Consider the following 24,927-nt stretch of genomic DNA (forward strand, 5'->3'; position numbering starts at 1 on the left):
CTCAGCGTCGGCGGAACTCGATCGGCTCGCCGAGGTAGGGCTGCCACGCCGCGCGCTCACGGTCGTCGATGCGCCGCGGACGCTCGGTGGCGGCGTCGACGAGCACGATCGTCGTGACGGCCCGCGTGTAGAGCACCCGGGGGGAGTTGCCGTCGGGCGAGTACACCTCGTAGCAGACGTCGAGGCTCGCACCGCCCATGTGGCCGATCCAGAGCTCGATGTCGACCGGTTGGCGCTGGTATGGGATCGGCGCGAGGTACTCGACCTCCTGCCGGGCGATGAGCGTGATCGTGTTCGCGCCCGGCGTCGCGTCGAGCACCGCGGTGCTCGCGCCGACCGCGTGCTCCGACGTGTCGTCGCTGATCCAGAAGGCCTGGATGCGGGCCTCTTCGAGCAGGCTCAGCATGCGCGCGTTGTTCACGTGCCCGTACGCATCGAGATCGGACCACCGCAATGGTGTGGGCACATGCAGGCGCATGTCAGTCCCTGGTGAGCTTGCGGTACGCCGACCGGTGCGGCTTCGCCGCGTCGGGGCCGAGACGCTCGATCTTGTTCGCCTCGTACGACTCGAAGTTGCCCTCGAACCAATACCAGTTCGACGGGTCGTCGTCGGTGCCCTCGTAGGAGAGGATGTGCGTCGCGATGCGGTCGAGGAACCACCGGTCGTGGGTGATGACCACGGCGCAGCCGGGGAACTCGAGCAGCGCGTTCTCGAGGCTCGACAGCGTCTCGACGTCGAGGTCGTTCGTGGGCTCGTCGAGCAGCAGCAGGTTGCCGCCCTGCTTCAGGGTGAGCGCGAGGTTCAGGCGGTTGCGCTCACCGCCCGAGAGCACGCCGGCCGGCTTCTGCTGGTCGGGTCCCTTGAAGCCGAACGTCGACACGTAGGCACGCGACGGCACCTCGGTCTTGCCGACCTGGATGTAGTCGAGGCCGTCGGAGACGACCTCCCACAGGGTCTTCTTCGGATCGATGCCGCCGCGGCTCTGGTCGACGTAGGAGATCTTCACCGTCTCGCCGACCTTGAGCTTGCCGTCGTCGAGCGGCTCGAGACCCACGATCGTCTTGAACAACGTGGTCTTGCCGACGCCGTTCGGCCCGATGATGCCGACGATGCCGTTGCGCGGCAACGAGAAGCTCAGGTTGTCGATGAGCACTCGCTCGCCGAAGCCCTTCTCGAGGTTCTTCGCCTCGAGCACGATGTCGCCGAGACGCGGGCCCGGCGGAATCTGGATCTCCTCGAAGTCGAGCTTCTTCGTGCGATCGGCCTCGGCCGCCATCTCCTCGTATCGCGCGAGACGGGCCTTGGACTTGGCCTGGCGGCCCTTGGCATTCGAGCGCACCCAGTCGAGCTCTGCGGAGAGGCGTTTGGCGAGCTTCGCGTCCTTCTTGCCCTGGACCTCGAGCCGCTCGTGCTTCTTCTCGAGATAGGTGGAGTAGTTGCCCTCGTAGGGGTAGAGGCGACCGCGGTCGACCTCGCAGATCCACTCGGCGACGTGATCGAGGAAGTACCGGTCGTGGGTGACGGCGAGCACGGCGCCGGGGTACTTCGCGAGGTGCTGCTCGAGCCAGAGCACGCTCTCGGCGTCGAGGTGGTTCGTGGGCTCGTCGAGGAGCAGGAGGTCGGGCTTCTGCAGCAGGAGCTGGCAGAGCGCCACGCGACGCTTCTCGCCGCCGGAGAGCACGGCGACGAGCTCGTCGCCGGGCGGGCAGCGGAGCGCGTCCATCGCCTGCTCGAGCTGTGAGTCGAGATCCCACGCGTCGGCGTGGTCGATCTCCTCTTGCAGGACGCCCATCTCGGCGAGCAGCGCGTCGAAGTCGGCGTCGGGATCGGCCATCGCGAGTGAGATCTCGTTGAACCGGTCGAGCTTCGCCTTGATCGGACCGACGCCCTCCTGCACGTTCTCGAGCACGGTCTTCGTCTCGTCGAGCACGGGCTCCTGCATGAGGATGCCCACCGAGTAGCCGGGGGTGAGCTTCGCCTCGCCGTTGGACGGCTGGTCGAGCCCCGCCATGATCTTCAGGATCGTGGACTTACCGGCACCGTTCGGGCCCAGGACGCCGATCTTCGCTCCGGGCAGGAACGCCATCGTCACGTCGTCGAGAATGACCTTGTCGCCGACCGCTTTGCGGGCGCGCACCATCGAGTAAATGTAATCCGCCATATCGCCTACCAGTCTATGGGGATCACGTGAGCGACCCGTCCAGACGTAAGGTCGACGATCCGCCTACCAGTCGATGGGGCGCGTCTGGCCGACGAGACAGGTGCCCGTGCCGAGCACCGGGCGTACCACGCCGTGGTAGCCGCCCGATTTCGGCCCGTACTGGCCCACGAGGCATTCGCCTTGGAAGAGCACCGAGAATTGCACCGAATCGGCTTGCAGGTCGACGGTGGTGCGATCGGCCGTGACTTGCATCTGCGACTTGTCGAACCCGGCGGCGACCAGGGCGTCGATGAAGTCACGACCGCCGGCCCCAGGGTTCGCTGCGACGACGGCGATGCCCACCGAATCGAAGAAACCGAGGTTCTCGGATGCCGAGAGTTCGGGCCGCAGCGCCGGTGGTGCACTCGGCTCGGGGCGGGGAGACGCAGACGGCGCCGTCGTCGTGGGCGTGGGCGTCGGGTCGGGCGCCTGCGTCGTGCACCCGGCAACACCGAAGATGATCGCGACTCCGGCCATCGCCAGAGTCGCGGTTATGCCGATTCGCCGAGCCATTGTTCCCCTTGTCCGGCGGTGGCGACCGCCCGAGCAGAGTCTATGCGGTGTGCTCGACCTGCGCCCGGGCGGCCGCGCCGAGCGCGATCAGGAGGCGACTCCTGCGGATTCGAGCTCGCCGGCGGGCTCGAACGGCTCGAGCGCCGCGGCTGCATCGGTCGCCGCCTCCTCGCCGGCCGCGTCGGCATCCGGCTCCGCAGCGGTTCCGGCCACGCCGGGCCATGCACTTCCATCGCCCGCGGCTGCGCCGGCGCGCTCGTCGTCGCCCCCTTCGGAGGCACGCGCGAGCCGCACCTTGGTGAACGTCGAGACACCCCACGTGAGGTCGTGACCGATCGCGTCGGCTTCGATCTCGACGGCGGTGCCCGACTTCTCGCCCGTCTCCCAGGCGCGCAGCCGCAAGCGCCCGTGCACGACCACGCGCTCGCCGCGAACGATCGAGGTGCTCGCGTTGAAGGCGAGCTGGCGGAACGCCGAGACCGTGTACCAATTGGTCTCGCCGTCTTCCCACGTGCCCTTGCTGCGGTCGAAGTAGCGCCGGGTCGACGCAAGGCGGAAGGACGTGATCGCGAGCCCCTGGCTCGTGACGTGGTGCTTCGGGTCGCTTCCCACGACTCCGGTGACGGTGATGGTGTCGGTCATGTGCACTCCTCGGTTCGACGCCGGCGGAATCGACGGCTCGCGGCATCCGGGGCGCCCTCGTGCCGGACGACGCCCCGGACCCGCGTCGCACCAGCATCACGCGCAGGCCGCAGCGCCGGACGCGATCGAGGGCTCTCGTGCACACGCGGTCGCTCGGCGGCGCTGTGGAGGAGAAGTGAGGCTACGCGAGCACGTACTCGGCGTACGAGCGACGGATCTTGTTGACCTTCGGCAACGCGACGGCGAGGCAGTAGCCCTGGCCGGGATTCTTGGCGAAGAAGTCCTGGTGGTACTCCTCGGCATCGTGGAAGGCGCCGAGCGGCTCGATCGTCGTGACGATCTCGCCGGGCCACCACTCGGCGGCCCGTGTGCGAGCCTGCTCGAAGCGCTCTCGCTGCTCGTCGTTCGCCGGGAACATCGCCGAACGATACTGGGTGCCCACGTCGGCCCCCTGGCGGTTCAGCTGCGTCGGGTCGTGCAGCGAGAAGAACACGTCGAGGATCACGTCGCGCGGGATGACCGCTGGGTCGAACTCGACCCTCACCGCCTCGGCATGACCGGTGGTGCCGGTGCAGACGGCCTCGTAGTCGGGATGCAGGGTCTGGCCGCCCGTGTAGCCCGACACCACCTCGTCGACGCCCCGAAGCGTGCGATACACGGCGTCGAGACACCAGAAGCAACCGCCGGCCAGAACGTAGCTTTCCATCGCTCTAGAGTATCTGGATGACCTATGTCGCCTCCCCCGAACGGTACGAACGGATGCGGTACAACCGCGTCGGACAAAGCGGCCTGAAGCTGCCGGCGCTCTCGCTCGGCCTATGGCACAACTTCGGCCACGACCGACCGCTCGACACGCAGCGCGCGATCGTGCAGCGCGCCTTCGACCTCGGCATCACGCACTTCGACCTCGCGAACAACTACGGGCCGCCCGCCGGAAGCGCCGAGGAGAACTTCGGGCGCATCCTCGCGAGCGATCTCGCGCCCTACCGTGACGAGCTCATCATCTCGTCGAAGGCCGGGTACGACATGTGGCCGGGTCCGTACGGCGACTTCGGCTCGCGCAAGTACCTGCTCGCGTCGCTCGACCAGAGCCTCGGCCGGCTCGGGCTCGAGTATGTCGACATCTTCTACTCGCACAGGCCCGACCCCGAGACGCCCATCGAGGAGACCATGGGCGCCCTCGCGACCGCGGTGCGCCAGGGCAAGGCCCTCTACGTCGGCATCTCGAACTACTCCCCCGACCAGACCCGTGCGGCGGCGGCAGCCCTCGAGGCCGAAGGGGTTCCGCTGCTCATCCACCAGCCGCGCTACTCGATGTTCGACCGGCACGTCGAAGACGGCCTCTTCCCGGCACTCGAGGAGGTCGGCGCGGCGAGCATCGTGTTCTCACCGCTCGCGCAGGGGCTCCTCACCGATCGGTACCTCGCGGGCGAGGTGCCCTCCGGCTCACGAGCGGCGACGAGCCGATTCCTCTCGGCCGACCGCATCAGCTCGGAGTACCTCGAGCTCGCTCGAGCGCTCGACGGCGTCGCGCGCGAGCGTGGGCAGACCCTCGCACAGCTCGCCCTCAACTGGGTGCTCCGGCAGCCGCTCGTCGCGAGCGCGATCATCGGCGCCTCGAGCGTCGACCAGCTCGAGCAGAACGTCGCCGCCCTCGACGCTCCGCCCCTCACCGAAGAGGAGATCGCCCGCATCGAGCCGCACGCGGTGCACGGCACGGCGATCGGCTGAACGGGCTTCACTTCCGCATCGCGGCGCTGCGCTCGGCGTGGTCGGCTCGCTACGAAAGCGGCGGGCGGATGTCGGTGGGCACCCATACTCTCGTGGCACACCCGCAGGGCCGGCTGCGCCGAGAGGAGCGACATGTCCGTCATCACCCTCGCGCGACCTCGCGAGCCGTTCCCCATCGACCTGCCCGGACTCCTGATCTCACCAGCAGGCCCCGGGCTCTGGCGCGTCGCCAAGCCTGAGGGAACAGTGCTCGGGCACATCGAGCGCCGCGATTCCGGTGGCGGTGTCGAGCGCTACCGTGCGAGACGCCTCCTGCCCGGCGCCATCCGCTCGATGGATCTCGGTGAATTCTGGTCTCCCCGCGACGCCGCCGAGTGTTTCCGGTGACGCTGTGAACTCGAAACGGGGCGCGCCGCGGCGGCTCGGGTTGCCCGCGCCGAGCGCGGGATAACCTACGGCCATGCAGTGGTGGAACGACATTCTCTCCTGGCTCCCGTCGAGCGCGGCCCGTCCTACGGTCTTCTCGGCGGTGGTGCTGTTCATCGCGGTCCTCGCCGCCGGACTCCTCGCCGCCTGGATCTCGAGCATCGCGATCAGACGCGTCGTCGCCCAGCGCGACCGCGAGGTCAAGGCAGCTGCGATCTCCGCCCTGGTCGATGCCGCGACCGAAGCCTCGGTGTGGAACTCACTGACTCCCCAAGAGCAAGTGCTCGCCGATCGGAGCGTCGGTCAAGCCGACATCCTCGTGCGACTGCTGCCGATTCGCGGCTCGGATGTCGCGGCGAACTGGGCTGCGCACCAGCTCCACGAGTTGAAGCGCGCCTCCGCCACGTTCGGATACCAGCTCGATCCGGCGGTCGTGGAATTCCGCGATCGACTCATCGAATGGCAGAAGCATCCGTCTCGCACGCGCCGCCAGTTCCAGAACGATCTCACCCGGTGGCGTTCGCAGCGGCCCGAGCCCGAGCAGGCCGCCATCGAGGAGCAAGACGCCTGGGTCGCCGAACAGCACCACGAGCGCTACCGCGCGCCCGTGAGCGTCGCCGAGAACACGGGTTCATCGACGGCGCCGACGCGCACCCTCGAGACCGAGTCACCCCGCTGACGAAAGCGGCAGCCTGACCAACGGGTCGCCGTGTCTCAGATCCACCAGTCGTCGAACATCGAGACGGGCACCGCGCGCTTGTGGCGCGTCTGCAGGAACCTCGCCTCGATGAGTTCGGCGACGCCCGGGTCGATCTCGCGGCCCTCGAGGTACGCATCGATGTCGTGATACGTGAGGCCGAGGTTCGCCTCGTCGGCCTGGCCGGGGTCGCCGTCGAGCAGGTCTGCGGTCGGAACCTTGACAGACAGCCGTTCGGGGGCGCCGAGGTACTCGAGCAGGGCGCGGCCCTGCCGCTTGGTGAGGCCCGTCAGCGGCAGGATGTCGGCTCCGCCGTCGCCGTACTTCGTGAAGAACCCCGTGACCGCCTCTGCGGCGTGATCGGTGCCGACCACGAGCAACGCGCCCTCACCGGCGAGTGCATACTGCGAGACCATCCGCATGCGCGCCTTGACGTTGCCCTTTCCGAAGTCGCTGAGGGCGACACCGTTGGCCTCGAGGAACTCCTCGAGGAGTCCGTCGACCCCGCGCTTGATGTTGAAGACGACCGTCTCCTGGGGTTCGACGAAGCCGAGGGCGAGCTGAGCGTCGACCTCGTCGTGCTGCACCCCATACGGCAAGCGCACCGCGACGAAGCGAGCAGCGTCGCCTTCGGCGATGAGCTCATCGACGGCGAGCTTGCAGAGTCGTCCGGCAAGGGAGGAGTCCTGCCCGCCGCTGATGCCGAGGATGAACCCCTTCGCACCGGTGGTGCGCGCGTAGGCCTTCAGGAAATCGATGCGCGAGCGAACCTGCTCGGCTGGGTCGATGACCGGACTGACATTGAGTTCCGCGATGATTCGCGACTGCAGGTCTCGCATGTCACGACGATACCGCTGGCATGTTTCCTGGGCGAAACACGGCGCGTTGCCGCATCCGCTCGCCTCCCCTGCCAAGCCGCGCGGCTCGGATAGCATCGCGGCAGGCGCACACCGCTGCGCCGGCAGGAGGCGCGGCGTGGAGGTGTCCCTCGGCACGATGGTGCTCATGCCGGCGATCGCTGTCGCAGCGCCGCTCCTCGTGCGGGCGATCGGCCGCTGGGTTGCGATTCCCCTCGTGGTCTTCGAGATCGTGCTCGGCCTGCTGCTCGGACCCGCCCTGCTGGGCTGGGTCCAGCCCGACGACTTCACGAGCCTCCTCGCCGACTTCGGTCTCGCGATGCTCTTCTTCCTCGCCGGCAACGAGATCGACTTCCGTACGATCCGCGGCAGGCCCATCTCTCGGGCCGCGATCGGATGGCTCATGTCGCTCGCCGCCGGCATCGGCGTCGCGGCACTCCTGGTGCCGAATCTCCCGGCCGCCGTCTTCATCGGCATCGCCCTCACCTCGACGGCGCTCGGCACGATCATGCCCGTGCTGCGCGACTCGGGCGACCTGCGCACTCCGTTCGGCATCGCCGTCATCGCGCTCGGCGCGGTCGGCGAGTTCGGGCCGCTCCTCGCGATCTCGCTGTTCCTCAGCGGTCGTTCGGAGCTGCTCGCCGCAGGGTTCCTCATCGCGTTCGCGGTGGTCGCCGGACTCGCGATCTGGCTCGCCTCGCGCGGCATCGGACGGGGCATGCACGCGACCATCGCCGCGACCCTGCACACGAGCGGGCAGTTCGCGGTGCGCCTCGTGGTGCTCGTGCTGCTGTCCCTCGTCGCGCTCAGCATCCTGCTGGGCCTCGACATGCTGCTCGGGGCATTCACGGCCGGTGTGCTCTACCGGATCCTGCTCACGGGGGCTCCACGGCATGACGCCGAGATCGTCGAGACGAAGATCGAGGCGCTCGGATACGGATTCCTCGTGCCGGTCTTCTTCATCAACACGGGGGTGACCTTCGACCTGGCGGCACTGTTCGCCGACGCGCGCACCCTCGTGTTGCTGCCGATCTTCCTCGTGCTGTTCCTCGTCGTGCGCGGGCTTCCGTCGATGCTCGCCGCACCGCCCGGATCGAGCCGACGCGACCTCGCGGCGACGGCGCTCTTCGGCGCGACCGGGCTGCCGATCATCGTGGCCGTCTCGGCGATCGGCGTCGATGAGGGATATCTCACGAGTGGCACGGCCGCCGCCCTCGTCGGCGCCGGCATGCTCTCGGTGCTGCTGTTCCCGCTCATCGCGCTCGCCTTGCGACGGCGGCGATCGAGGGGCGCCGACCGGCCTCCGGTCGACGACCTCCGCACGCCGACTGCGGGCTGATCCGACCGAGGCCGGTATGCTGGCCATGCCGGCCCCCGTAGCTCAGCGGATAGAGCAGCAGCCTTCTAATCTGTCGGTCGCAGGTTCGATTCCTGCCGGGGGCACCGCAGCAATCGTCTCACTGGCTCGTCGTCAGCCTCGATCGAGCGAGCGAACACCGGCGGCGGCATCCGTCGGCTGGTATCTCATGTCGGCCGTTCGCCGCGGATCGAACGCCGACATGAAGTCGCGCTCGTTCGGCCCCCAGACGTCGTCCCAGAGGTGATCATGATCGTGGCCCGCCGCACGGTCGCGCTCCTTCCCGCGAGCCGTCGCGGTCTCGAGATCCACATCGACCCAGATCCGCAGGTCGATCGCGCCGTGCAGCTCGGGATGGAACAATCCGACGGCGTCGACGACGAGCACCTCGGCGGCGGGGAGCGGCTCGGGTGCACCGAGTTCACCGAGCTCCCAGTCGAATCGCCGGAACTCCGAAGCCCGTCCCTCCCGGAACGGGTCGAGCACCTCACGGCGAAGACGCCGTCGTTCGACTCCGTCCCACTCACCCGAACGACGATGCGAACGATCAGGGTCGAGGAAGTCATCCCCCCGGATCCGGGCGATCGCCGGCACGGTGGAGACCAGGAACCGGGTGAGCGTGGACTTGCCGGAGCCGCCGAAGCCCGACACACCGACCACGATGCGCGACCGTTGGCGTCGCAGCGCCTCGATCGCCTGCACGACGTCTTCCAGTGTGGACACCACGCCAGCCTATGAGCCGGATGACGCGCACCGCACGCCGTCGGACGGTGTCGCAGCCCGCCGGTAGACTCACCGCATGGCATCACCGAGCGACCGACTGGTCTGGATCGACTGCGAAATGACCGGCCTCGACCTCGATGTCGATGAGCTCGTCGAGATCGCGGTCGTCATCACCGACTACGACCTGACTCCCGTCGACGCGGGACTCAGCATCGTGATCAAGCCCGATGCGAGCGCGCTCGAGTCGATGGGCGAATTCGTGCGCACGATGCACACCGAGTCCGGCCTCATCGAGGAGATCCCCAACGGTGTGAGCGTGGCCGAGGCGGAGTACGAGGTGCTCGAGTACGTGTTGAAGCATGTGCCCGACGAGCAGAAGGCGCCGCTCGCCGGCAACTCGATCGGCACCGACCGCGCGTTCCTCACGAAGTACATGCCGCGCCTCGATGCGCACCTGCACTATCGCAACGTCGACGTGTCGTCGATCAAGGAGCTCGCGAAGCGCTGGTACCCGCGTGCGTACTTCAACTCCCCCGCCAAGAACGGCGGTCACCGCGCCCTCGCCGACATCCTCGAGTCGATCCGCGAGCTCGAATACTACCGTCGCGCGCTCTTCGTGGCGGCCCCCGGTCCCACCAGCCAAGACCTCCAGGCGCTCGCGACCTCTGTGGTGGACGAGTTCGACAGCAAGTTGTAGTAGTCTCTTTGAGTTGCCTGATCACTCCGGTGGTCGTCACATGGTGGGTATAGCTCAGTCGGTAGAGCGCCTGGTTGTGGTCCAGGAGGTCGCGGGTTCAAGCCCCGTTACTCACCCCAATTTCCCCTAGTCAGTTGCCTGATCCCGTTGGCCTCGATCGGAGCTGTCGTGGAACTCGATGCCGAGGCCTTCGAAGCGATCGTCGTCGACGAGCTCGACGAATTGCCCGATGACATGGTCGACGGACTCGAGAACGTCGTCTTCGTCGTCGAGGATCGCCCCGAAGACGGCACCCTCGACCTGCTCGGGCTCTACGACGGCTGGGCGCTCACCGAACGCGATCGCTACGGCTTCGGCGAGACCCCCGACCGCATCGTGCTCTACCGTGAGCCGCTGCTCGCGATCTCGAGCGATGAGGAGCAACTGCGCGAGGAGATCCACGTCACCCTCGTGCACGAGATCGCGCACTTCTACGGCATCGACGACGCCCGCCTGCACGAGCTGGGCTGGGCATGACGACGCTCGGGATACGCTGATTCCATGAGCCTCGCCCCCGGCCGCATCGTCGGCATCATCGTCGGCGCGCTCGCGATTCTCGGCATCGGGGTCTACGGCCCGGCGATGCTCCTCGGCCCCCTCCCCGACGTCACGGTGAAGGTCGAAGGAGCCGCGGATGCCGCCGGCGAACCCCCCGCTCCCATCGTGCTGCCCGGCACCGGCGCCAACGCGCTCGCGGTGATCGCCGACGACGGCTCGGCCAAGACGCTCGCCCTCGGCGGCGAGGCGGGCGTGGTGCCGGTCGGCGGAGCGGCGAAGCTCGTGGCAGTGCTCGCCACCCTCGAATCGCTACCCCTGCCCGCTGAGGGCGCCGGACCCGGCATCCCCATCGGTCCGGCCGACTACACCGACTACCTGAAGTACTCGGGCGAGGGCTCGCGCGCCCTGCAGGTGTCGCCCGGTGAGACCTGGACGGAGCGCGACGTCGTGCGGGCCGTGCTGCTCGCGTCGAGCAACAATCACGCCGACACGCTCGTGCGCTGGGCGTTCGGCGGCGTGGAGCCGTACGTCGCGGCGGCGAACGAGTGGCTTGCCGAGAACGGCTTCGAGTCCACCCGGGTCGATGACGCCACTGGGCTCTCGGGCGACAACGTCGGCACGGCCGAAGAGCTCACTCGCCTCGTGGCTCTCGCCCTCGCCGACCCCGAGATCGCCGAGATCTTCGATGGGTCGGCGACCCCGACCCCCACCCCGGGCACCCGGAACGTGCCCGACATCGCCGCGCACCTCGAAGGCGACGGCGTGCGCTCGATCTCCCGCAGCTTCACCGATCAAGCCGGCCTCTGCTTGCTCTTCACCGCCGAGATTCCCGGTGCAGAGGGCGACGAACCACGGCGGATCGTCGGCGCGATGCTCCGCATGCCCGACTACGAGACGCTCGACCCGGCCGTGCTCGCCGCCCTCGAATCCACGAAGGTCGCGGCGCAACCGATCACCGTGATCACCTCGGGAACTGCGTACGCCGAGGTCGAGGCGCCATGGGGCGATCGCGGTGAGCTCGTGGCGTCGACCACGCGCACGGCGGTCGCCTGGGGCACCGCGCTCGGCGAGACATCCGTCACTGTGGAGCCGTTCTCGACGGCGGCGAAGGGCCGCGACGTGGGCCGCGCTGCGGTGCCGACCGCCACGGGCGAGATCGCGTCACCGCTCGAGCTCAGCGCTGACATCCGCGATCCCGGGCCGTTGTGGCGCCTGAGCCACCCGGTCGAGCTCATCTCGGCGTTCGTCGCCGACCAGGAGAGGTGAACTGGAATCCGATTCGGCCTGCGCAGGCCTCATGCTGCGCCGGATGCCTCAGTCGTTCTCGTCGTCGGACTCCACCGGATCTGAGTCGTCGGCGTCGAAGCGGAAACGCACGCGAAGCTGGCCGTTCACCTCGCGCTGCTCGACGGCGTCGTACCAGAACACCGACTCGAGGCCGTCGACCGCGGCGAACATGCCGACTCGTGACTCGGGCTTGCCGCCGACGAGCACGCGGTGCTCGAACTCGCCCTCGAGCGGCCCATCGAGGAACTCCGCGACATACTGCGCACCTGCGGTGTCTGCACTCATGTGACTACCGTATCCCTCACGCGCGTGCGGCGGCAGACGGCGCGCTCTGCGCAGATGCCGGCTCCAGGCGCCCGTCATCGGTGCGGCGCACGTGGATCGAGGCCCGCCGCTCGGGTACGGTGCGATGCACGTATCGCCGCCACTGCCGCTCCCAGACGGCCCAGAACGGGTCGTAGAGGCCGCCGTCGCGTTCGAGTGCACGACGCTTGCGGAGGGCATCTGGCGCCGCCACCCACACGTGCACCGCATCGGACGCGAGCGCACCCGCCTCGAACGCCCCGCACCCTTCGATGATGAGCGCACGGCCGGGACGTCGTCGTTCGAGGGCGCCCGGAGCATCGGCCACCCAGTCCCAGCGGGTCCAGCGACCGACACTGCCGCGGCGCAGGGGCGGAACGAGTGTTCGGGAGAGGTCGGATCCGGCGCGAGCCAGCCCGTTCCAGCCACGGTATGCGTCGTCGAGGCGAACCAGGGACGGCGCCGGGCCCGGCCAGCGGTCGAGCACGGCATCCGCGAGTGTGCTCTTGCCCGCGCCGCTCGGCCCGTCGATGAGCACGATCGGCGCGCGGCGGCCCCGTACTGCGGCGAGGATGCCGCGCACAGCGGAGGCCGCGACGATCGGCTCGGACTCGAGGTCCGCGCGCTCGGCCTCGGGGCTCTGGGCGACGGACGTGGCGGGAGCAGGGTCGGCGGCCCGATCGAGCGCACGCGCCGACCGGTCACGACCAGACAAGGTTCCAGCTTCCCGTGACCACTGCGGCGGTGACCGATATTGCTGCCACGAGGCATCCGACCACGATCACCACCCACTCGGTGCCGCCGAAGTGCACACGGCGCGCCCACGTGCGCTCGGCGGAAGCCCCGAATCCGCGCGCCTCCATCGCCGTGGCGAGAGTACTGCCGCGGCGGATGGCGAGCACGAGCAGCGCGAAGGCCTGGCCGAGGGAGCGACGGATGACGCCGCGGTCGGCCACTCCTCGTGCACGACGCGCGAGCGCGAGGGTGCGCCAGTCGTCGATGCTCGATCCGACGAGCCGGAGTGCGGCCAGGGCGCCGAGCACGAATCGCGCCGGCAACCGGAGCGTCTGCGCGAGGCCGTCGGCGAAGTCGGTCGGATCGATCGTGAGGAAGAGCACGACCGCGGGCAACGCGATCGCGATCACGCGCGTCATGGTCGCGAGGCCGATCTCGAGCGATCCTTCGCTGATGTGGATGAGGCCGAACTCCCAGAACGTCGCACCGGAGGGCGCGCCGTAGAGCACCATGCTGAGGCCCGTGAGCGGAGCTGCGATCCACACGGGAAGCGTGCGCGGCGACCAGAGCAGCGACCCGAGCCCGATCGCCATGAACACGATCAGCTCGCACACGATCGCCACCCCCGCCGAGACCGGGTCGAGTGTGAGCACGAGCGCGATGCTGAGCGGGATCGTCGCGGCGACCTTCGCGACCGGATTGACGGCGGCGAGCGGCAGATCGGGACGCACCATGCCGATGCTCATGCGCGAACCCCGCGTTGCGTGCCGTGCGCAGCGCGATCACCGTGCCGCGCAGGAGAAGTGCCGGCGCGCTCATCGCCGTCATCGGGCGGAGCGGCGAGCACAAGACGCGTGTCGGCGACTGCTTCGACGAAGGTCTCGTCATGCGTGACCGCCACGACGCCGACGCCCTCATCGCGGAGCTCGACGATCAGGCGGGCGAGCTCGCGCCAGGTGTTCGCGTCCTGACCGAACGTCGGCTCATCGAGCACGAGCATGCGCGGACGGCTCGCCAGCACCGTCGCCACCGACAGCCGGCGCTTCTCGCCTCCCGAGAGGGTGAACGGGTTCGCGTCGGCGAGCGGGTCGAGGCGAAGTGCGGCGAGCAGCCGATCGACCCGTGCCGTGCGCTCGCGCGGCGACAACTTGAGTGCCCGCGGCCCCACCTCGAGCTCGGCGCGCACGCTCCCCGTCAGGAACTGGTGCTCGGGGTTCTGGAAGACCGTGCCGATACGCGTGAGCAGGTCGCGCGAACGCCACCTCCACGGCTCGGAGCCGAGGTCGCCGGCGAGGGCCACGCCCGCGGCGAGCTCGCCGGCGTCGGGCCTCACGAGGCCGGCGAGGGTGAGCGCGAGCGTCGACTTGCCCGCGCCGTTCGGCCCGGTGACAGCGAGGATGCGGCCGGCATCCACGCGCGTGTCGATGCCGCGCTGCACCGGGTCGCCCGGAACTCGCGCGACAGCGAGTGCCGCGGCGGTCATGAGATGCTCAGCGGACGTCGGGGCGGGCGCGTGGGCGCGCCACGGGACATCCGTCGGCAGCCAGACGCCGGCTGCACGCAGTTCTCCGGCGCGATCGTCGAGCACGTCAGCAGGCCGACCGTCGGCGATGAGCCGGCCGCCCTGCCCCAGCACGACCACGCGATCGACGACCGGAAGCCACACCGAGACTCGGTGCTCGATGACGACGAGGGTCGCGCCGCTCTCCTCGGCGACCCGCGCCACCGCGTCGCGCACCTCTCGCACGCCGTCGGGATCGAGGTTCGCCGTCGGCTCGTCGAGCAGGATCAGCCCCGGCCGCATCGCGAGCACGCCGGCGAGCGCAAGCCGCTGCCGTTGCCCACCCGAGAGATTCGCCGTGGAGTGCTGATGCGGCAGCCGCAAGCCGACCGCATCGAGTGCGTCGGCGACCCTCGGCCAGATCGCGTCGGCGGGCACGCCGAGGTTCTCGAGACCGAATGCGACGTCGTCGCCGAGCCGCGCCATGATGAGCTGGCTGTCGGGGTCTTGCAGTACGAGTCCCGATCGGCCACGGGATGCCTCGGGCGGTCGCCCGTCGATGAGCAGCTCGCCCCTCGACTCGCCGTCTTCGTCACCACCGAGCACTCCGGCGAGCCCGTGCAACAGCGTGGACTTGCCGGAGCCGGATGCCCCGAGCAGGAGCACCCGCTCCCCCGGCGCGATGCGCAGGTCGAGACCGGCGATCGCGGCCTCGCGCCGGCCTCCGTGCCGCCAGCCCCAGCGCCGCGCCTGGATCTCGACCGGGCGGGAATCGGCGACGGATTCGCCGATGCGCATGTCAGGACGCTCGGATCTCGCGGCCTGCGGCGAAGCGGCCGAGCGCGCCCGACCGGGCGAGTCCGCGTGCAGCGAGCCAGGACAGTCCGCCGGCGATGATCGCGCCGCCAACGATCGCCGAGGCGGTGTAGATCACGGCGAAGGCGGGTGCGGCGCCCGCGTACCAGAGCACGAGGTCGTTGATCGCCATAGCGAGCCCGGCGGCCGCGCCCGCGAGGAGCGCGACCGGCAGGCGCCAATAGCGGTACAGGAACAGCGCGAAGACGATCTCGGCGCCGAGGCCCTGCACGAGCCCGGCCTCGATCGTGAGAAGACCGCCCCACTGGCTGCCGATGAGCGAGGAGACGACCGCGGCGACGAGCTCGGTGTAGAGCGCGGCACCCGGCTTGCGGATGATGAGCGCGCCGAGCACGCCGGCGATCAGCCAGACACCTGCGGGAGCTGCCTGGAGCCCCGGCAGCAGTGCCTCGATCGGTGCCGAGACCGGGCCCCAGGCGACGCCCCAAGCCCAGAAGATGACGCCGACTGCGACGCCGATGATGCTCGCGACGACGATGTCGACGACGCGCCAGCGGAAGCGGCGACCGCCGGTGGTGATGGCGGATTCGGATGTGGTGACGGTTGCGTGCACTGTCGTGCCCTTTCGATTCGTGGAAAGAGGCACGGGATTGAGATGTGATGCCCTCCCTGCGCTGGCATTACCCAGATCAGGTTCGACGGTCGAAGGTTGAGAACCTTCCTCTCAGCCCGGCTCACCGGACTCCCGTGTTCGACATCGAGTATACGCTGCAGGGTTCGCCGACTTGCGACGACCGGCAGCCTGGATGACGCCATGCCACAACACGACGCGGCAACGATGCGGGGCTCGGCTCCGCGAGCGGTCAGCGCTTGAGCGCGCGGATGACCACCTTCAGGGCCTTGCCCGTCACCCAGATGAGTGGTGTCGCGACGAGCATCAGCCCGATGAGGTTCGGCTCGAAGCGCACGTCGCCTCCACGACCGATGTATGCGCCGATCGGAATGGAGACGCCGCCTCCTCCGCCGCCGCTGCCCTGGTCGCCTTTCTCATCGCTCCCGCCACCGCCGCCGAAGCCGTAGTAGCCGAGCGCCACCGGAACCACCTTGGTGCCGTCGATGTCGAGTGTCTCGCCGTAAGACGTCTTGACGCCGACGCCGGAAACGGTCTCTGCGAGTTCCAGTACGAGTTCAGCCATGCGGGCAACGCTACTCGCGGATGCCTCGGCCTACCAGCCCCACCCCGCCGCCGCGGTCGCCGCGTCGTCGTCACCACCGGCTCGCGACTGCTCACCGCGTGCCTCGCCCCGCTCGCCCCGCTCGCCTCTGCGGCGGACGAGGGTCGCCGGACGCACCGACCCCTTGCCGAACTTCGCCGTGACCTCGTCGATCGTGCGCTCGGCGTCGCGCCACTCCTCGTCTGGATCCCACAGCATCGCGCCGCTGCCCGACACCTGCAGGTGCTCGGCGCGCACGCCGATGAGCCGAATGCGCTGCCCGTCGCCGATGAGCTCGGTGAGCGCTTCGGATGCCTCGTCGTAGATGCGGCGCGCGACATCGGTGGGCTCGGCCAGCGTGCGCGACCGCGTGACCGTGCGGAAGTCGCCGTATCGGAGCTTCAGCACCACGGTGCGGCCGACGAGACCGGCCTTGCGCAGCCGCACACCGACGTTGTCGGCGAGACGGAGCAGCTCGCGGCGGATGTCGACGGGATCGGTGAGGTCGTAGCCGAACGTGTTCTCGTGGCCGATGCTCTTCTCGACGCGAGTCGTGTGCACGTCGCGCGGATCGATGCCGTTCGCGAGCCGCTCGAGCCTCGATGCGAGCGCCGGGCCGACCGCGCGCACGAGTGCGTCGTGCGGCATCGTGGCGACGTCGCCCACGGTGCGGAGCCCGAGCCTGAGGAGCGACTCCTCGGTGACCCGGCCGACGCCCCACAGCGCCGACACCGGCAGCGGATGCAGGAAGGCGACCGTGTCGGCGGCCGGTACGACGAGCATGCCGTCGGGCTTCGCGCGACTCGAGGCGACCTTCGCGACGTACTTGGTCGCCGCGACCCCGACAGAGCAGGTGAGCCCGGTCTCTGCGCGCACGCGCTCACGGATGGTCCACGCGATCTCGGCCGGACTGCCGTGCAGGCGCCTGGCCCCTGACACGTCGAGGAACGCCTCGTCGATGGAGAGCGGCTCGACCAGTGGCGTGAGCTGCTCGAAGATCGCCATGACCTGCTTGGAGTACTTCGCGTAGCTCGCGTAGTCACCGCGGAGCACGATGGCGTTCGGGCAGCGCTGCAACGCGATCGACATGGGCATCGCGGAGTTCACGCCGAATCGACGCGCCTCATAGCTCGCGGCGGCCACGACGCCGCGACCGGCGGTGCCACCGACGAGCACGGGCTTGCCGCGCAACTCGGGGCGGGTGAGGAGCTCGACCGAGACGAAGAAGGCGTCCATGTCGACGTGCAGGATCGGCGTCGCCGAGTCGTCGACGGGACCCGTCGTGACCTGACGCGACGAGCCGTCTTGCTTGCTCATGCTGCGACCCTAACCCGTGCCGCCGTCATCGACCCCTGCATCACGCAGGCACGCTCGCCCTGCTCAGAAGCCGAAGTCGCCGCCACCGCCGAAATCGCCACCGCCGAAGTCGCCGAAGCCGCCTCCGCCGTCGTACCCACCGGCATCGGCACCGGATGCATCCGCCGAACCGGCATCGGCACCGGATGCATCGGCAGCACCGGCGTCGGCACCTGCATCACCGCCCGTGTCGGCGCCGGCCTCGGCGGACGATGCGTCGGGCAGGAAGGCCTGGGCGATCGCGGAACCCACGACGACGCCGGCGATCGCGCCGAGCATGGAACCGCCGAACATCGAGCCGAACGACGGGCCGCCCATGTTCCCGCGGCCGTCGGCGGCGTTCCCGCCGGCGAACGCGCGTTCCATGGTTCCCGGGGAGCGGACCTCGGCGCGCGTGGCGGCGCGGGCGAGCGCGGACGGCTCGTCGGAGGCGATGCGTTCACCCGGCGGCGCCTGCTCGGCGAGCGTGCGGTAGACCTCGGCGCGCTGCTCAGGGGTGAGCTTCGCGAACGCCTCGGCGTGCACCGCCTCGATCGATTCGGGCGGAGCTGTACGGAGCAGGTAGCGGTAGCGCTCGATGGCCAGTTCATCCTCGCTCAGCTGCGGCGCGGGCGGCACTGGCCGCTCGGGCTGTGCAGATCGGTCGTCGGATGCGCCGAACAGGCGGTCCAGGAAGCCCATGATGTCCTCTTCACTCGTTGTCGGGACGCCCAATATACGGTTGCGAGCATTGAGCCGACTGTGAGTCCGTGTCGCCGCCTCCCTGCATCGTGTTCGTGCCAGACTTGCAGTAGGCAAGCCAAGTCACGCCGGAGGAGCCGTGAGCGAGTCGAGCGCAGCGTATCCCGCGGGCCTCGTCCCCGGTGCGGCTACCCGTGATCCAGTCATGGACCTCGTTCGAGTGCTCTGCGTCGCCGTCGTGGTCGTTGGCCACATGTTCATGGTCGGCGCGATGGTGGTTCCCGGTCGCGGCCTCGTCGTCGAGCGGCCCCTGCTCGAGACGGACTGGATCGGCCCGGTGTCGTGGATCGCCCAGATCATGCCGCTGTTCTTCGTCGTCGGCGGCTTCGCCGGGATCGGCGCGTGGCGCCGCTTGGCGGCCTCTGGCGGAACCGCGGCCGACTACATCCGCTCACGCATTCTCAGGCTCGCGCGCCCGTCGATCGCCCTGTTCGCCGCGCTCGCGATCGGAGTGCTCGTGATGCACCTCACGGGCGTGGACCCCGCTGCCATTCGTCTCATCGGCCTCGGCATCTCGTCGCCGCTCTGGTTCCTCGCGGCCTACGCGTTCGCGCAGGCCTATCTCCCGGGGCTCGCGACCCTCCATGCTCAGGCTCCCTGGCGGACGCTTGCCGCCCTGGCAACGGGCGCCGTGCTCTGCGATGTCCTGCGATTCGCCACCGGCATCGAGGCGCTCGGCCTCCTCGATATGACGTTCGTCTGGCTGTTCGCGCAGCAGTTGGGGTTCTGGATCGCCGACGGATGGTTCCGCGCCAGATCCCGCGCCACGGTCGCCGCACTCGGGGCCGGCGCGTACCTGCTACTCTTCGGCCTCGTCGCCGTCGGATACCCCGGCAACATGCTCGACAACCTCTATCCGCCGACCTTCGCGATCGTCGCTCTCGCCGTCGGACAGACCTGTCTGATGGTGCTCGCGTATCCGGCACTGGAACGTCTCACCGCCGTGCGGCCGCTGCGGTTCGTCGTGGCGACGGTCGGCTCGCGCCTGATGACGATCTATCTGTGGCACCTGCCGGTGCTCGCGCTCATCGTCGGCCTCCTGCTGCTCACGCCAGTGCCGACCCCGGCATCCGGTTCTGCCGAGTGGTGGCTCACGAGGCCGCTGATCTTCGTCGTCATGGTCGGTGTGCTCATCGTGATCGCGTGGCTGCTCGGCGGGTTGGAACGCGCCTCATCCGCCCCTGTTCACGGCGCATCGGATGTTTCGACCGGGCTCGCGGCCGGACTCATGGTGATCCCGTCGTTCAGCGTGATCGTGTTCGGACTCCCCTTCGCGGTCGCGGCATCGAGCGCGCTCGTGCTCGGCGCGGCCGTGCTGCTTCTGAGTCCACACCGCGCGAGCCTGCGCGAGCGCGGCCCGAGCGCCGTGACTCCATAGAGCACGGTTGCGAATCGCTCTCCGCCGCGGAATGCGTCGGAACGCTCGCGCGTCGTGTCAGCTCTGGGCGCGCTCCAGCACGAGTTCACGCACGCGCGCGGCATCCGCCTTGCCGTGCATCGCCTTCATGACCGCGCCGATGACGGCGCCCGCAGCTTGCACCTTGCCGTCGCGGATCTTCGCGAGCACATCGGGCTGGGAGGCGAGCGCGTCGTCGATCGCGGAGATGAGCGCGCCGTCGTCGGACACGACGGCCAGGCCGCGTGCGTCGACGATCTGTTGTGGCGAGCCCTCACCGACGGCGACACCCTCGAGCACCTGGCGGGCGAGCCGGTCGGTGAGCACTCCGGACTCGATGAGCGCTGCGAGCTCGGCGACCTGTGCGGGCGTCGCGAGTTCGGCTGCGTCTCGACCCTCGGCGTTCGCGACGCGCGTGAGCTCGCCGGTCCACCACTTTCGAGCGGCAGCAGGCGAGGCGCCGGCCGCGATCGTCTCGGTCACCTCGGCGAGGAGTCCGCCGTTCACGACGTCCTTGAACTCGAGGTCGGTGAAGCCCCACTCGTCTTTCAGACGCCGGCGTCGCGCGGCGGGCGGCTCGGGGAGCGATGCCCGGAGCTCCTCGATGAGTTCGCGCGTCGGCACGACGGGGAGCAGGTCGGGCTCGGGGAAGTAGCGGTAGTCGTCGGCGTCGGACTTGGGTCGGCCCGCGCTCGTCGTTCCGGTGTCTTCATGCCAGTGGCGCGTCTCCTGGATGATGGCGCCGCCCTTGGCGAGGATCGCCGCCTGGCGCTGGATCTCGTACCGCACGGCACGCTCGACCGACCGCATCGAGTTGACGTTCTTCGTCTCGGTGCGCGTGCCGAGCTTCTCCTGGCCGCGAGGACGCAGCGAGACGTTCGCATCGCAGCGCAGGTTGCCGCGTTCCATGCGGGCCTCGGAGATGCCGAGCGAGCGCACGATGTCGCGGATCGTCGCCACATAGGCACGCGCGAGAGCGGGGGCATCCGCCTCTGCGCCGATGATCGGCCGCGTGACGATCTCGACGAGGGGAACGCCGGCGCGGTTGTAGTCGACGAGCGAGTACTCTGCACCCTGGATGCGGCCGGTCGACCCGCCCACGTGCGTGAGCTTGCCCGCGTCTTCCTCCATGTGCGCGCGCTCGATCGGCACCGTGAAGCTGCGGCCGTTCTCGAGCTCCACCTCGACCGAGCCGTCGAACGCGATCGGCTCGTCGTATTGCGAGATCTGGTAGTTCTTCGCGAGGTCGGGGTAGAAGTAGTTCTTGCGCGCGAATCGGCTCGACGGCGCGATCTCGCACCCGAGCGCGAGCCCGAGGCTGATCGAGTAGCGCACCGCTTGGCCGTTGACGACCGGGAGCGAGCCCGGGAGCCCGAGGCACACCGGCGTGATGAGCGTGTTCGGGTCGGCGATGTGGAACTCCGCGTTGGCGGGGTTCGGCGCGGCCGAGAACATCTTCGTCTTGGTGTTCAGCTCGACGTGCACCTCGAGGCCGATGACCGGCTCGAATCGTTCGAGCGCGGCGTCGAAGTCCATCAGTTCAGCACGCGCCATCAGAGTGCGCCCTCCTCGGTCGCAAAGAGCTCATGTCGGGAGAGGTCGGGCGCACGGTCGAGCAGCGGCCCGCCCCATTCGGCGAGCAGCAACTGCTCGAGCGCGCCGCCCACGTTGTAGAGTCGCGCATCCTCCCGCGCAGGAGCGAGGAACTGGATGCCGACGGGCAATCCGTCTTCGGGGGCGAGGCCGACGGGCAGCGAGATGCCGGGCACGCCGGCGAGGTTCGCGGGAATCGTGGCGACGTCGTTCAGGTACATCGCGAGGGGGTCGTCGAGCTTCTCGCCGAGCTTGAACGCCGTGGTCGGCGCGGTCGGCGTGGCGAGCACGTCGACGGTCGTGAACGCAGCGTCGAAGTCGCGCTGCACGAGCGTTCGCACCTTCTGGGCGCTGCCGTAGTACGCGTCGTAGTACCCGGCCGAGAGCGCGTAGGTGCCGAGGATGATGCGTCGCTTGACCTCGGGGCCGAAGCCGGCCTCGCGCGTGGCGGCCATGACCTGCTCGACCGTGCCGCCGCCGTCGGGCGTGACCCGCAGGCCGAACCGCACGGAGTCGAACTTCGCGAGGTTCGACGAGGCCTCGGCGGGCATGATCAGGTAGTAGGCGGCGACCGCGTACTCGAAGTGCGGCGCGCTCACCTCGACGATCTCGGCTCCGTTGCGCTCGAGCAACTCGAGCGCCTCGTGGAAGCGCGAGCGCACGCCGGCCTGGAAGCCCTCGGAGTCGAGCTGCTTCACGACGCCGATGCGCAGGCCGGAGACATCCGCTCGCCTGACGGCCTCGGCCATCGACGGCCACGGCTCGGGAATCGACGTGGAGTCGAGCGGGTCGTATCCGCCGATGATGTCGTGCAGGAGTGCCGAGTCGAGCACCGTGCGTGAGACGGGGCCGACCTGGTCGAGCGACGAGGCGAGGGCGATCGAGCCGTAGCGGCTGACCCCTCCGTACGTGGGCTTCACGCCGACGGTGCCCGTGACGTGGGCGGGCTGGCGGATGGAGCCGCCGGTGTCGCTGCCGAGCGCGATGGGCGCTTCGAAGGCTGCGACGGCTGCCGCGGAGCCGCCGCCCGAGCCGCCGGGGATGCGCTCGAGGTCCCACGGGTTGTGGGTGGGACCGTAGGCGGAGTGCTCGGTCGACGAGCCCATCGCGAACTCGTCCATGTTGGTCTTGCCGAGGGGCACGAGACCCGCGTCGCGCACGCGCTGCACGGGCGTCGCGTCGTAGGGCGGGATCCAGCCCTCGAGGATACGGGAGCCGCTCGTCGACGGCATGCCCTTCGTGACGAGCACGTCTTTGATCGCGATCGGCACGCCTGCGAGCGGACCGAAGGCCTCGCCGGCGGCACGGCGGCGGTCGAGGTCGGCGGCGGTCTCGATGGCCCGCTCCCCCTCGACGTGGAGGAAGGCGTGCACGGCTCCGTCGACGGCGGCGATGCGGTCGAGGTGGGCTCGCGTCGCCTCGACGGACGACACGTCGCCCGCGGCGATGCGCGCGCCGAGCTCGGCGGCCGTGAGCCGGATGAGGTGCTCGCTCACTGCTCCTCCCCCAGGATCGCCGAGACCACGAAGCGGCTTCCATCGGACTCGGGCGCACCCGAGAGGGCCTCGTCGACCGTGAGGGTGTGCCCCACGACATCGTCGCGGAACACGTTCTGCAACGGAATCGGGTGATTCGTCGGCGGCACGTCGGGGGTGGCGACCTCGCTCACCTGTTCGACGGCGTGCATGATCTGCACGAGCTCCTTCGTGAGGTGCTCGATCTCTTCGTCGGTGAGCGCGATGCGCGCGAGGTTCGCGAGATGCGCGACCTGCTCCGCATTGATTTCGGACATGCTGCTCCGTCGGTTCGGGATGGGATGCACCGATTCTATCGGGGCGCGCCGAAGAGGCCTTCGCCGTGCCGATGGAGCAGTTCGTAGGCCTCGCCGTACGTCTCGGGCTCGGGGGTGCCCGGCGCATATCGCGCGAGCAGCAGGCCGACGAGCCCGCGGGCGGGCGGGCTCAGCGGCTTGTCCTTGTGGGCGTGGCCGGGGTGGGGCGCTGCGGCCTGCGGATTCGGCGGCAGGTACTGCGGGGTGGTCGTGGGCCAGGTGACCGGATGCCTCGGGGCATCGAGGTTGATCGCAGCGAACAGGTCGTTCGCACCCTCGTCGCGCCGCGTGAGCGGCTTCAGTCCGTGCAGCCTGCTGAGGGTCGAGATGACCGCGGCATGGTGGAGTTCGTCGTGCACGATCGTGCCCGCCCGCGTGTAGGCGGAGACGGCGATGGCCGGCACGCGGCATCCGAGCCGGTCGAAGGTGAAGCCCATCTCACCGGCGACGCCGTCGTCGGGCGGCGTCGCGGCCGGCGGTGCGACGTGGTCGTAGCATCCGCCGTGCTCGTCGAAGGTGATGAGGAGCAGGGTGTTCAGGGCGTTGGAGCCGCTCGACGAGGCACTGGCCCTGACCGACGAGTAGATCTCGTGGATGAGGGCCTCGCCCGCGCGAACGTCGGAGATCGCGCTGTCGATGACCTCCTGCCCGTCGACATCGCTCTCTTTCAGCTTGCCGACCGGCGGGTGGAAGTCGTTGTGGTTGTAGATCATCCGCGGCTCGATGAACGCGTAGGCCGGCAGTGTTCCGTTCCCCACGTCGGCGTAGAACTGCTGCATCGTCGCGAAGCGCTCGGTGCGCCAGTACTGCTCGAGCACGGGCGCGTGCAGCACCCCGGTGAACGAGACGAGCTGGATCTCGTCGAAGTAGATGCGCCAGCTGATGCCCGCCTCTTCGAGCCGGTTGAAGATCGTCGGCGCCTCGGGTGCATCGAGCCACTTGTCGTAGCCGCCGCCGTGCTTGTTCGTGACGAACCCGTGCGAGGTCGATGCGTGGAAGAACGAGCGGTTGCAGAAGGTCTGCGAGGGCACGGCGCAGAACCAGCTGTCGAAGACGGCGAACTCGCGCGCGAGCGTGGAGAGCACGGGGAGCATCTCGGGTGAGAACGATCCCATGATCTGCCGTGCTTCGGCAGGGTCGGGCTGGACGCCCTTCTTCAGCCGCGCGTAGTTCACGTGATAGTCGGTGAGGAATCCGTCCATCGTGGGCGAGCTCCCGGACTTCGGCGCGTTGTACGGCGCCGCCATGTGCTCGACGAAGAGCTCGGCGTTCGTGACGGGGTCGATCGTGCCGAAGAGCTGCGTATTGACGTGAGGGAACTCCTCACCAGGATCGGGATCGGGTCGTCCCATGATCTCGTCGGTCGCGCCTTCGTAGACGTGAGCCGCCACGTGCGTGCCGTCGGGGGCGGTGTTGCCGTAGTCACCGAACGCGAGCCCGTCGAAGCGGCGCCCGTCGGTGAGGTCGTCGCTCGAGTAGAGCCAACCGAGGAGATTGTCGAACGAGCGGTTCTCGCCCATCACGACGATGAGATGGTCGAACCCCGCCTCGACCCTCGGGCTCAGCGGCGTGAAGTCGGCGACGCCGTCGGCGAACCCCAGCGAGTGCCCGATCGCACCGCCGATCGCGGCGCCCGCGCCGCCGCCGACGACGGCCCCGGCAGCGGCGACCCCGCCGAACCTGAGGAAGTCGCGCCTCGTCGAGCCGCCCGACGAGCCGTCGGGCTCGTGCTCGCCTCCCTGGTCAGGGTCGCGCTCGTCGCTCGATGCCATG

The 24,927-nt window shown here is 69.3% G+C and carries 27 protein-coding genes, 2 tRNA genes and 1 riboswitch; of the genes, 10 read left to right on the forward strand and 19 right to left on the reverse strand.

Features of this window, described 5'->3' with window-relative positions:
* Position 1: 1 nt before the first annotated feature.
* The 5 genes from ESP51_RS09860 to msrA form a co-directional block, all read right to left on the reverse strand.
* Positions 2-478, reverse strand: a complete 477-nt coding sequence (locus ESP51_RS09860; protein ID WP_129520735.1) for an acyl-CoA thioesterase — start codon at positions 476-478, stop codon at positions 2-4.
* 1 nt (position 479) lies between these two features.
* Positions 480-2,162 carry an energy-dependent translational throttle protein EttA gene (gene ettA / locus ESP51_RS09865; RefSeq protein WP_129520736.1) on the reverse strand — a complete coding sequence of 561 codons (1,683 nt, stop codon included), beginning with the start codon at positions 2,160-2,162 and terminating at the stop codon, positions 480-482.
* A gap of 63 nt (positions 2,163-2,225) precedes the next feature.
* The gene (locus ESP51_RS09870) at positions 2,226-2,678 is read right to left on the reverse strand and encodes a DUF6993 domain-containing protein (RefSeq protein ID WP_241843094.1); all 453 of its coding nucleotides are present in this window, start codon (positions 2,676-2,678) and stop codon (positions 2,226-2,228) included.
* Positions 2,679-2,801: 123 nt separating this feature from the next.
* Positions 2,802-3,356, reverse strand: coding sequence for a single-stranded DNA-binding protein (gene ssb, locus ESP51_RS09875; protein WP_129520738.1), 555 nt, complete (start codon positions 3,354-3,356; stop codon positions 2,802-2,804).
* A 181-nt stretch (positions 3,357-3,537) separates the two neighbouring features.
* Positions 3,538-4,062 (reverse strand): peptide-methionine (S)-S-oxide reductase MsrA, encoded by a 525-nt coding sequence (msrA, locus tag ESP51_RS09880; RefSeq protein WP_129520739.1) that lies wholly within the window; start codon positions 4,060-4,062, stop codon positions 3,538-3,540.
* A 17-nt stretch (positions 4,063-4,079) separates the two neighbouring features.
* Between msrA and ESP51_RS09885 the strand changes: the two genes are divergently transcribed.
* The 3 genes from ESP51_RS09885 to ESP51_RS09895 all read left to right on the forward strand — a co-directional run bounded on the left by ESP51_RS09885 (position 4,080) and on the right by ESP51_RS09895 (position 6,192).
* Complete coding sequence (locus ESP51_RS09885; RefSeq protein ID WP_129520740.1) at positions 4,080-5,087, forward strand: aldo/keto reductase; 1,008 nt, start codon at positions 4,080-4,082, stop codon at positions 5,085-5,087.
* Between the two features lie 132 nt (positions 5,088-5,219).
* Entirely contained in the window at positions 5,220-5,474 is a 255-nt protein-coding gene (locus tag ESP51_RS09890; protein ID WP_129520741.1) for a hypothetical protein, read from the forward strand.
* Between the two features lie 73 nt (positions 5,475-5,547).
* Positions 5,548-6,192, forward strand: a complete 645-nt coding sequence (locus ESP51_RS09895) for a hypothetical protein (protein WP_129520742.1) — start codon at positions 5,548-5,550, stop codon at positions 6,190-6,192.
* A gap of 35 nt (positions 6,193-6,227) precedes the next feature.
* On the opposite strand, the gene nadE is transcribed toward ESP51_RS09895, so the two are convergent.
* Entirely contained in the window at positions 6,228-7,049 is an 822-nt protein-coding gene (gene nadE, locus ESP51_RS09900; RefSeq protein WP_129520743.1) for an ammonia-dependent NAD(+) synthetase, read from the reverse strand.
* A 136-nt stretch (positions 7,050-7,185) separates the two neighbouring features.
* On the opposite strand from nadE, the gene ESP51_RS09905 reads away from it, so the two are divergent.
* Both ESP51_RS09905 and ESP51_RS09910 read left to right on the forward strand, forming a co-directional pair.
* Positions 7,186-8,406 (forward strand): cation:proton antiporter, encoded by a 1,221-nt coding sequence (locus ESP51_RS09905; RefSeq protein WP_129520744.1) that lies wholly within the window; start codon positions 7,186-7,188, stop codon positions 8,404-8,406.
* Positions 8,407-8,437: 31 nt separating this feature from the next.
* Positions 8,438-8,510, forward strand: a tRNA-Arg gene (locus ESP51_RS09910).
* A gap of 28 nt (positions 8,511-8,538) precedes the next feature.
* On the opposite strand, the gene ESP51_RS09915 is transcribed toward ESP51_RS09910, so the two are convergent.
* On the reverse strand, positions 8,539-9,147 hold the full coding sequence (locus ESP51_RS09915) for a nucleoside/nucleotide kinase family protein (protein ID WP_129520745.1): 609 nt from the start codon (positions 9,145-9,147) through the stop codon (positions 8,539-8,541).
* A 76-nt stretch (positions 9,148-9,223) separates the two neighbouring features.
* Here ESP51_RS09915 and orn point away from each other — a divergent pair, with 76 nt between their 5' ends.
* The 4 genes from orn (at position 9,224) to ESP51_RS09935 (ending at position 11,647) form a co-directional block, all read left to right on the forward strand.
* Positions 9,224-9,844, forward strand: coding sequence for an oligoribonuclease (orn, locus tag ESP51_RS09920; RefSeq protein WP_129520746.1), 621 nt, complete (start codon positions 9,224-9,226; stop codon positions 9,842-9,844).
* Positions 9,845-9,887: 43 nt separating this feature from the next.
* Positions 9,888-9,963 (forward strand) — tRNA-His (locus ESP51_RS09925).
* Between the two features lie 49 nt (positions 9,964-10,012).
* On the forward strand, positions 10,013-10,360 hold the full coding sequence (locus ESP51_RS09930; RefSeq protein ID WP_129520747.1) for a metallopeptidase family protein: 348 nt from the start codon (positions 10,013-10,015) through the stop codon (positions 10,358-10,360).
* A gap of 24 nt (positions 10,361-10,384) precedes the next feature.
* Positions 10,385-11,647 (forward strand): serine hydrolase family protein, encoded by a 1,263-nt coding sequence (locus tag ESP51_RS09935; protein ID WP_129520748.1) that lies wholly within the window; start codon positions 10,385-10,387, stop codon positions 11,645-11,647.
* Positions 11,648-11,695: 48 nt separating this feature from the next.
* Here the strand turns inward: ESP51_RS09935 and ESP51_RS09940 are convergent, their stop codons facing one another.
* The 8 genes from ESP51_RS09940 to ESP51_RS09975 form a co-directional block, all read right to left on the reverse strand.
* A complete protein-coding gene (locus ESP51_RS09940) occupies positions 11,696-11,953 on the reverse strand; it encodes a hypothetical protein (protein WP_129520749.1) in 258 nt (85 codons plus the stop codon).
* 16 nt (positions 11,954-11,969) lie between these two features.
* Positions 11,970-12,686, reverse strand: a complete 717-nt coding sequence (locus tag ESP51_RS09945; RefSeq protein ID WP_129520750.1) for a nucleoside/nucleotide kinase family protein — start codon at positions 12,684-12,686, stop codon at positions 11,970-11,972.
* Positions 12,673-13,452, reverse strand: a complete 780-nt coding sequence (locus tag ESP51_RS09950) for an energy-coupling factor transporter transmembrane component T family protein (protein ID WP_129520751.1) — start codon at positions 13,450-13,452, stop codon at positions 12,673-12,675. The genes ESP51_RS09945 and ESP51_RS09950 overlap by 14 nt, the downstream gene beginning before the upstream one ends.
* Positions 13,449-15,005 carry an ABC transporter ATP-binding protein gene (locus ESP51_RS09955; protein ID WP_129520752.1) on the reverse strand — a complete coding sequence of 519 codons (1,557 nt, stop codon included), beginning with the start codon at positions 15,003-15,005 and terminating at the stop codon, positions 13,449-13,451. Before ESP51_RS09955 ends, ESP51_RS09950 begins: the two co-directional genes overlap by 4 nt.
* A 1-nt stretch (position 15,006) precedes the next feature.
* Positions 15,007-15,636, reverse strand: a complete 630-nt coding sequence (locus tag ESP51_RS09960) for an ECF transporter S component (protein WP_129520753.1) — start codon at positions 15,634-15,636, stop codon at positions 15,007-15,009.
* Positions 15,637-15,672: 36 nt separating this feature from the next.
* Positions 15,673-15,782, reverse strand: a riboswitch (TPP riboswitch).
* Positions 15,783-15,886: 104 nt separating this feature from the next.
* Positions 15,887-16,219: a hypothetical protein gene (locus ESP51_RS09965; protein ID WP_129520754.1), complete on the reverse strand. Its 333-nt coding sequence runs from the start codon at positions 16,217-16,219 to the stop codon at positions 15,887-15,889.
* Between the two features lie 30 nt (positions 16,220-16,249).
* Complete coding sequence (locus tag ESP51_RS09970; RefSeq protein ID WP_129520755.1) at positions 16,250-17,554, reverse strand: DNA polymerase IV; 1,305 nt, start codon at positions 17,552-17,554, stop codon at positions 16,250-16,252.
* Positions 17,555-17,617: 63 nt separating this feature from the next.
* Positions 17,618-18,274, reverse strand: coding sequence for a hypothetical protein (locus ESP51_RS09975; RefSeq protein ID WP_129520756.1), 657 nt, complete (start codon positions 18,272-18,274; stop codon positions 17,618-17,620).
* A gap of 139 nt (positions 18,275-18,413) precedes the next feature.
* Here ESP51_RS09975 and ESP51_RS09980 point away from each other — a divergent pair, with 139 nt between their 5' ends.
* Positions 18,414-19,712 carry an acyltransferase family protein gene (locus tag ESP51_RS09980; protein ID WP_129520757.1) on the forward strand — a complete coding sequence of 433 codons (1,299 nt, stop codon included), beginning with the start codon at positions 18,414-18,416 and terminating at the stop codon, positions 19,710-19,712.
* 57 nt (positions 19,713-19,769) lie between these two features.
* Here ESP51_RS09980 and gatB read toward each other — a convergent pair whose 3' ends face one another.
* The 4 genes from gatB to ESP51_RS10000 are packed head-to-tail and all read right to left on the reverse strand — an operon-like array spanning position 19,770 to position 24,926.
* Complete coding sequence (gene gatB / locus ESP51_RS09985; protein ID WP_129520758.1) at positions 19,770-21,284, reverse strand: Asp-tRNA(Asn)/Glu-tRNA(Gln) amidotransferase subunit GatB; 1,515 nt, start codon at positions 21,282-21,284, stop codon at positions 19,770-19,772.
* Positions 21,284-22,819, reverse strand: coding sequence for an Asp-tRNA(Asn)/Glu-tRNA(Gln) amidotransferase subunit GatA (gene gatA / locus ESP51_RS09990; RefSeq protein ID WP_129520759.1), 1,536 nt, complete (start codon positions 22,817-22,819; stop codon positions 21,284-21,286). Before gatA ends, gatB begins: the two co-directional genes overlap by 1 nt.
* A complete protein-coding gene (gatC, locus tag ESP51_RS09995) occupies positions 22,816-23,115 on the reverse strand; it encodes an Asp-tRNA(Asn)/Glu-tRNA(Gln) amidotransferase subunit GatC (RefSeq protein WP_129520760.1) in 300 nt (99 codons plus the stop codon). The genes gatA and gatC overlap by 4 nt, the downstream gene beginning before the upstream one ends.
* Before the next feature lie 35 nt (positions 23,116-23,150).
* The gene (locus ESP51_RS10000) at positions 23,151-24,926 is read right to left on the reverse strand and encodes an alkaline phosphatase family protein (RefSeq protein ID WP_129520761.1); all 1,776 of its coding nucleotides are present in this window, start codon (positions 24,924-24,926) and stop codon (positions 23,151-23,153) included.
* Position 24,927 lies beyond the last annotated feature (1 nt).

Origin of the sequence: Agromyces albus, assembly GCF_004134825.1 — a bacterium.
GTDB classification, from domain to species: Bacteria; Actinomycetota; Actinomycetes; order Actinomycetales; family Microbacteriaceae; genus Agromyces; species Agromyces albus.

Coding starts and splice junctions, on each gene's coding strand:
- ESP51_RS09885 (WP_129520740.1), top strand. CDS start 4,080: ATGACCTATGTCGCCTCCCCCGAACGGTACGAACGGATGCGGTACAAC.
- ESP51_RS09970 (WP_129520755.1), bottom strand. CDS start 17,554: ATGAGCAAGCAAGACGGCTCGTCGCGTCAGGTCACGACGGGTCCCGTC.
- ESP51_RS09965 (WP_129520754.1), bottom strand. CDS start 16,219: ATGGCTGAACTCGTACTGGAACTCGCAGAGACCGTTTCCGGCGTCGGC.
- ESP51_RS09950 (WP_129520751.1), bottom strand. CDS start 13,452: ATGAGCATCGGCATGGTGCGTCCCGATCTGCCGCTCGCCGCCGTCAAT.
- ESP51_RS09975 (WP_129520756.1), bottom strand. CDS start 18,274: ATGGGCTTCCTGGACCGCCTGTTCGGCGCATCCGACGACCGATCTGCA.
- ESP51_RS09955 (WP_129520752.1), bottom strand. CDS start 15,005: ATGCGCATCGGCGAATCCGTCGCCGATTCCCGCCCGGTCGAGATCCAG.
- ESP51_RS09870 (WP_241843094.1), bottom strand. CDS start 2,678: ATGGCCGGAGTCGCGATCATCTTCGGTGTTGCCGGGTGCACGACGCAG.
- ettA (WP_129520736.1), bottom strand. CDS start 2,162: ATGGCGGATTACATTTACTCGATGGTGCGCGCCCGCAAAGCGGTCGGC.
- ESP51_RS09860 (WP_129520735.1), bottom strand. CDS start 478: ATGCGCCTGCATGTGCCCACACCATTGCGGTGGTCCGATCTCGATGCG.
- ssb (WP_129520738.1), bottom strand. CDS start 3,356: ATGACCGACACCATCACCGTCACCGGAGTCGTGGGAAGCGACCCGAAG.
- orn (WP_129520746.1), top strand. CDS start 9,224: ATGGCATCACCGAGCGACCGACTGGTCTGGATCGACTGCGAAATGACC.
- ESP51_RS09890 (WP_129520741.1), top strand. CDS start 5,220: ATGTCCGTCATCACCCTCGCGCGACCTCGCGAGCCGTTCCCCATCGAC.
- ESP51_RS09940 (WP_129520749.1), bottom strand. CDS start 11,953: ATGAGTGCAGACACCGCAGGTGCGCAGTATGTCGCGGAGTTCCTCGAT.
- gatC (WP_129520760.1), bottom strand. CDS start 23,115: ATGTCCGAAATCAATGCGGAGCAGGTCGCGCATCTCGCGAACCTCGCG.
- gatB (WP_129520758.1), bottom strand. CDS start 21,284: ATGGCGCGTGCTGAACTGATGGACTTCGACGCCGCGCTCGAACGATTC.
- ESP51_RS09935 (WP_129520748.1), top strand. CDS start 10,385: ATGAGCCTCGCCCCCGGCCGCATCGTCGGCATCATCGTCGGCGCGCTC.
- nadE (WP_129520743.1), bottom strand. CDS start 7,049: ATGCGAGACCTGCAGTCGCGAATCATCGCGGAACTCAATGTCAGTCCG.
- msrA (WP_129520739.1), bottom strand. CDS start 4,062: ATGGAAAGCTACGTTCTGGCCGGCGGTTGCTTCTGGTGTCTCGACGCC.
- ESP51_RS09895 (WP_129520742.1), top strand. CDS start 5,548: ATGCAGTGGTGGAACGACATTCTCTCCTGGCTCCCGTCGAGCGCGGCC.
- ESP51_RS10000 (WP_129520761.1), bottom strand. CDS start 24,926: ATGGCATCGAGCGACGAGCGCGACCCTGACCAGGGAGGCGAGCACGAG.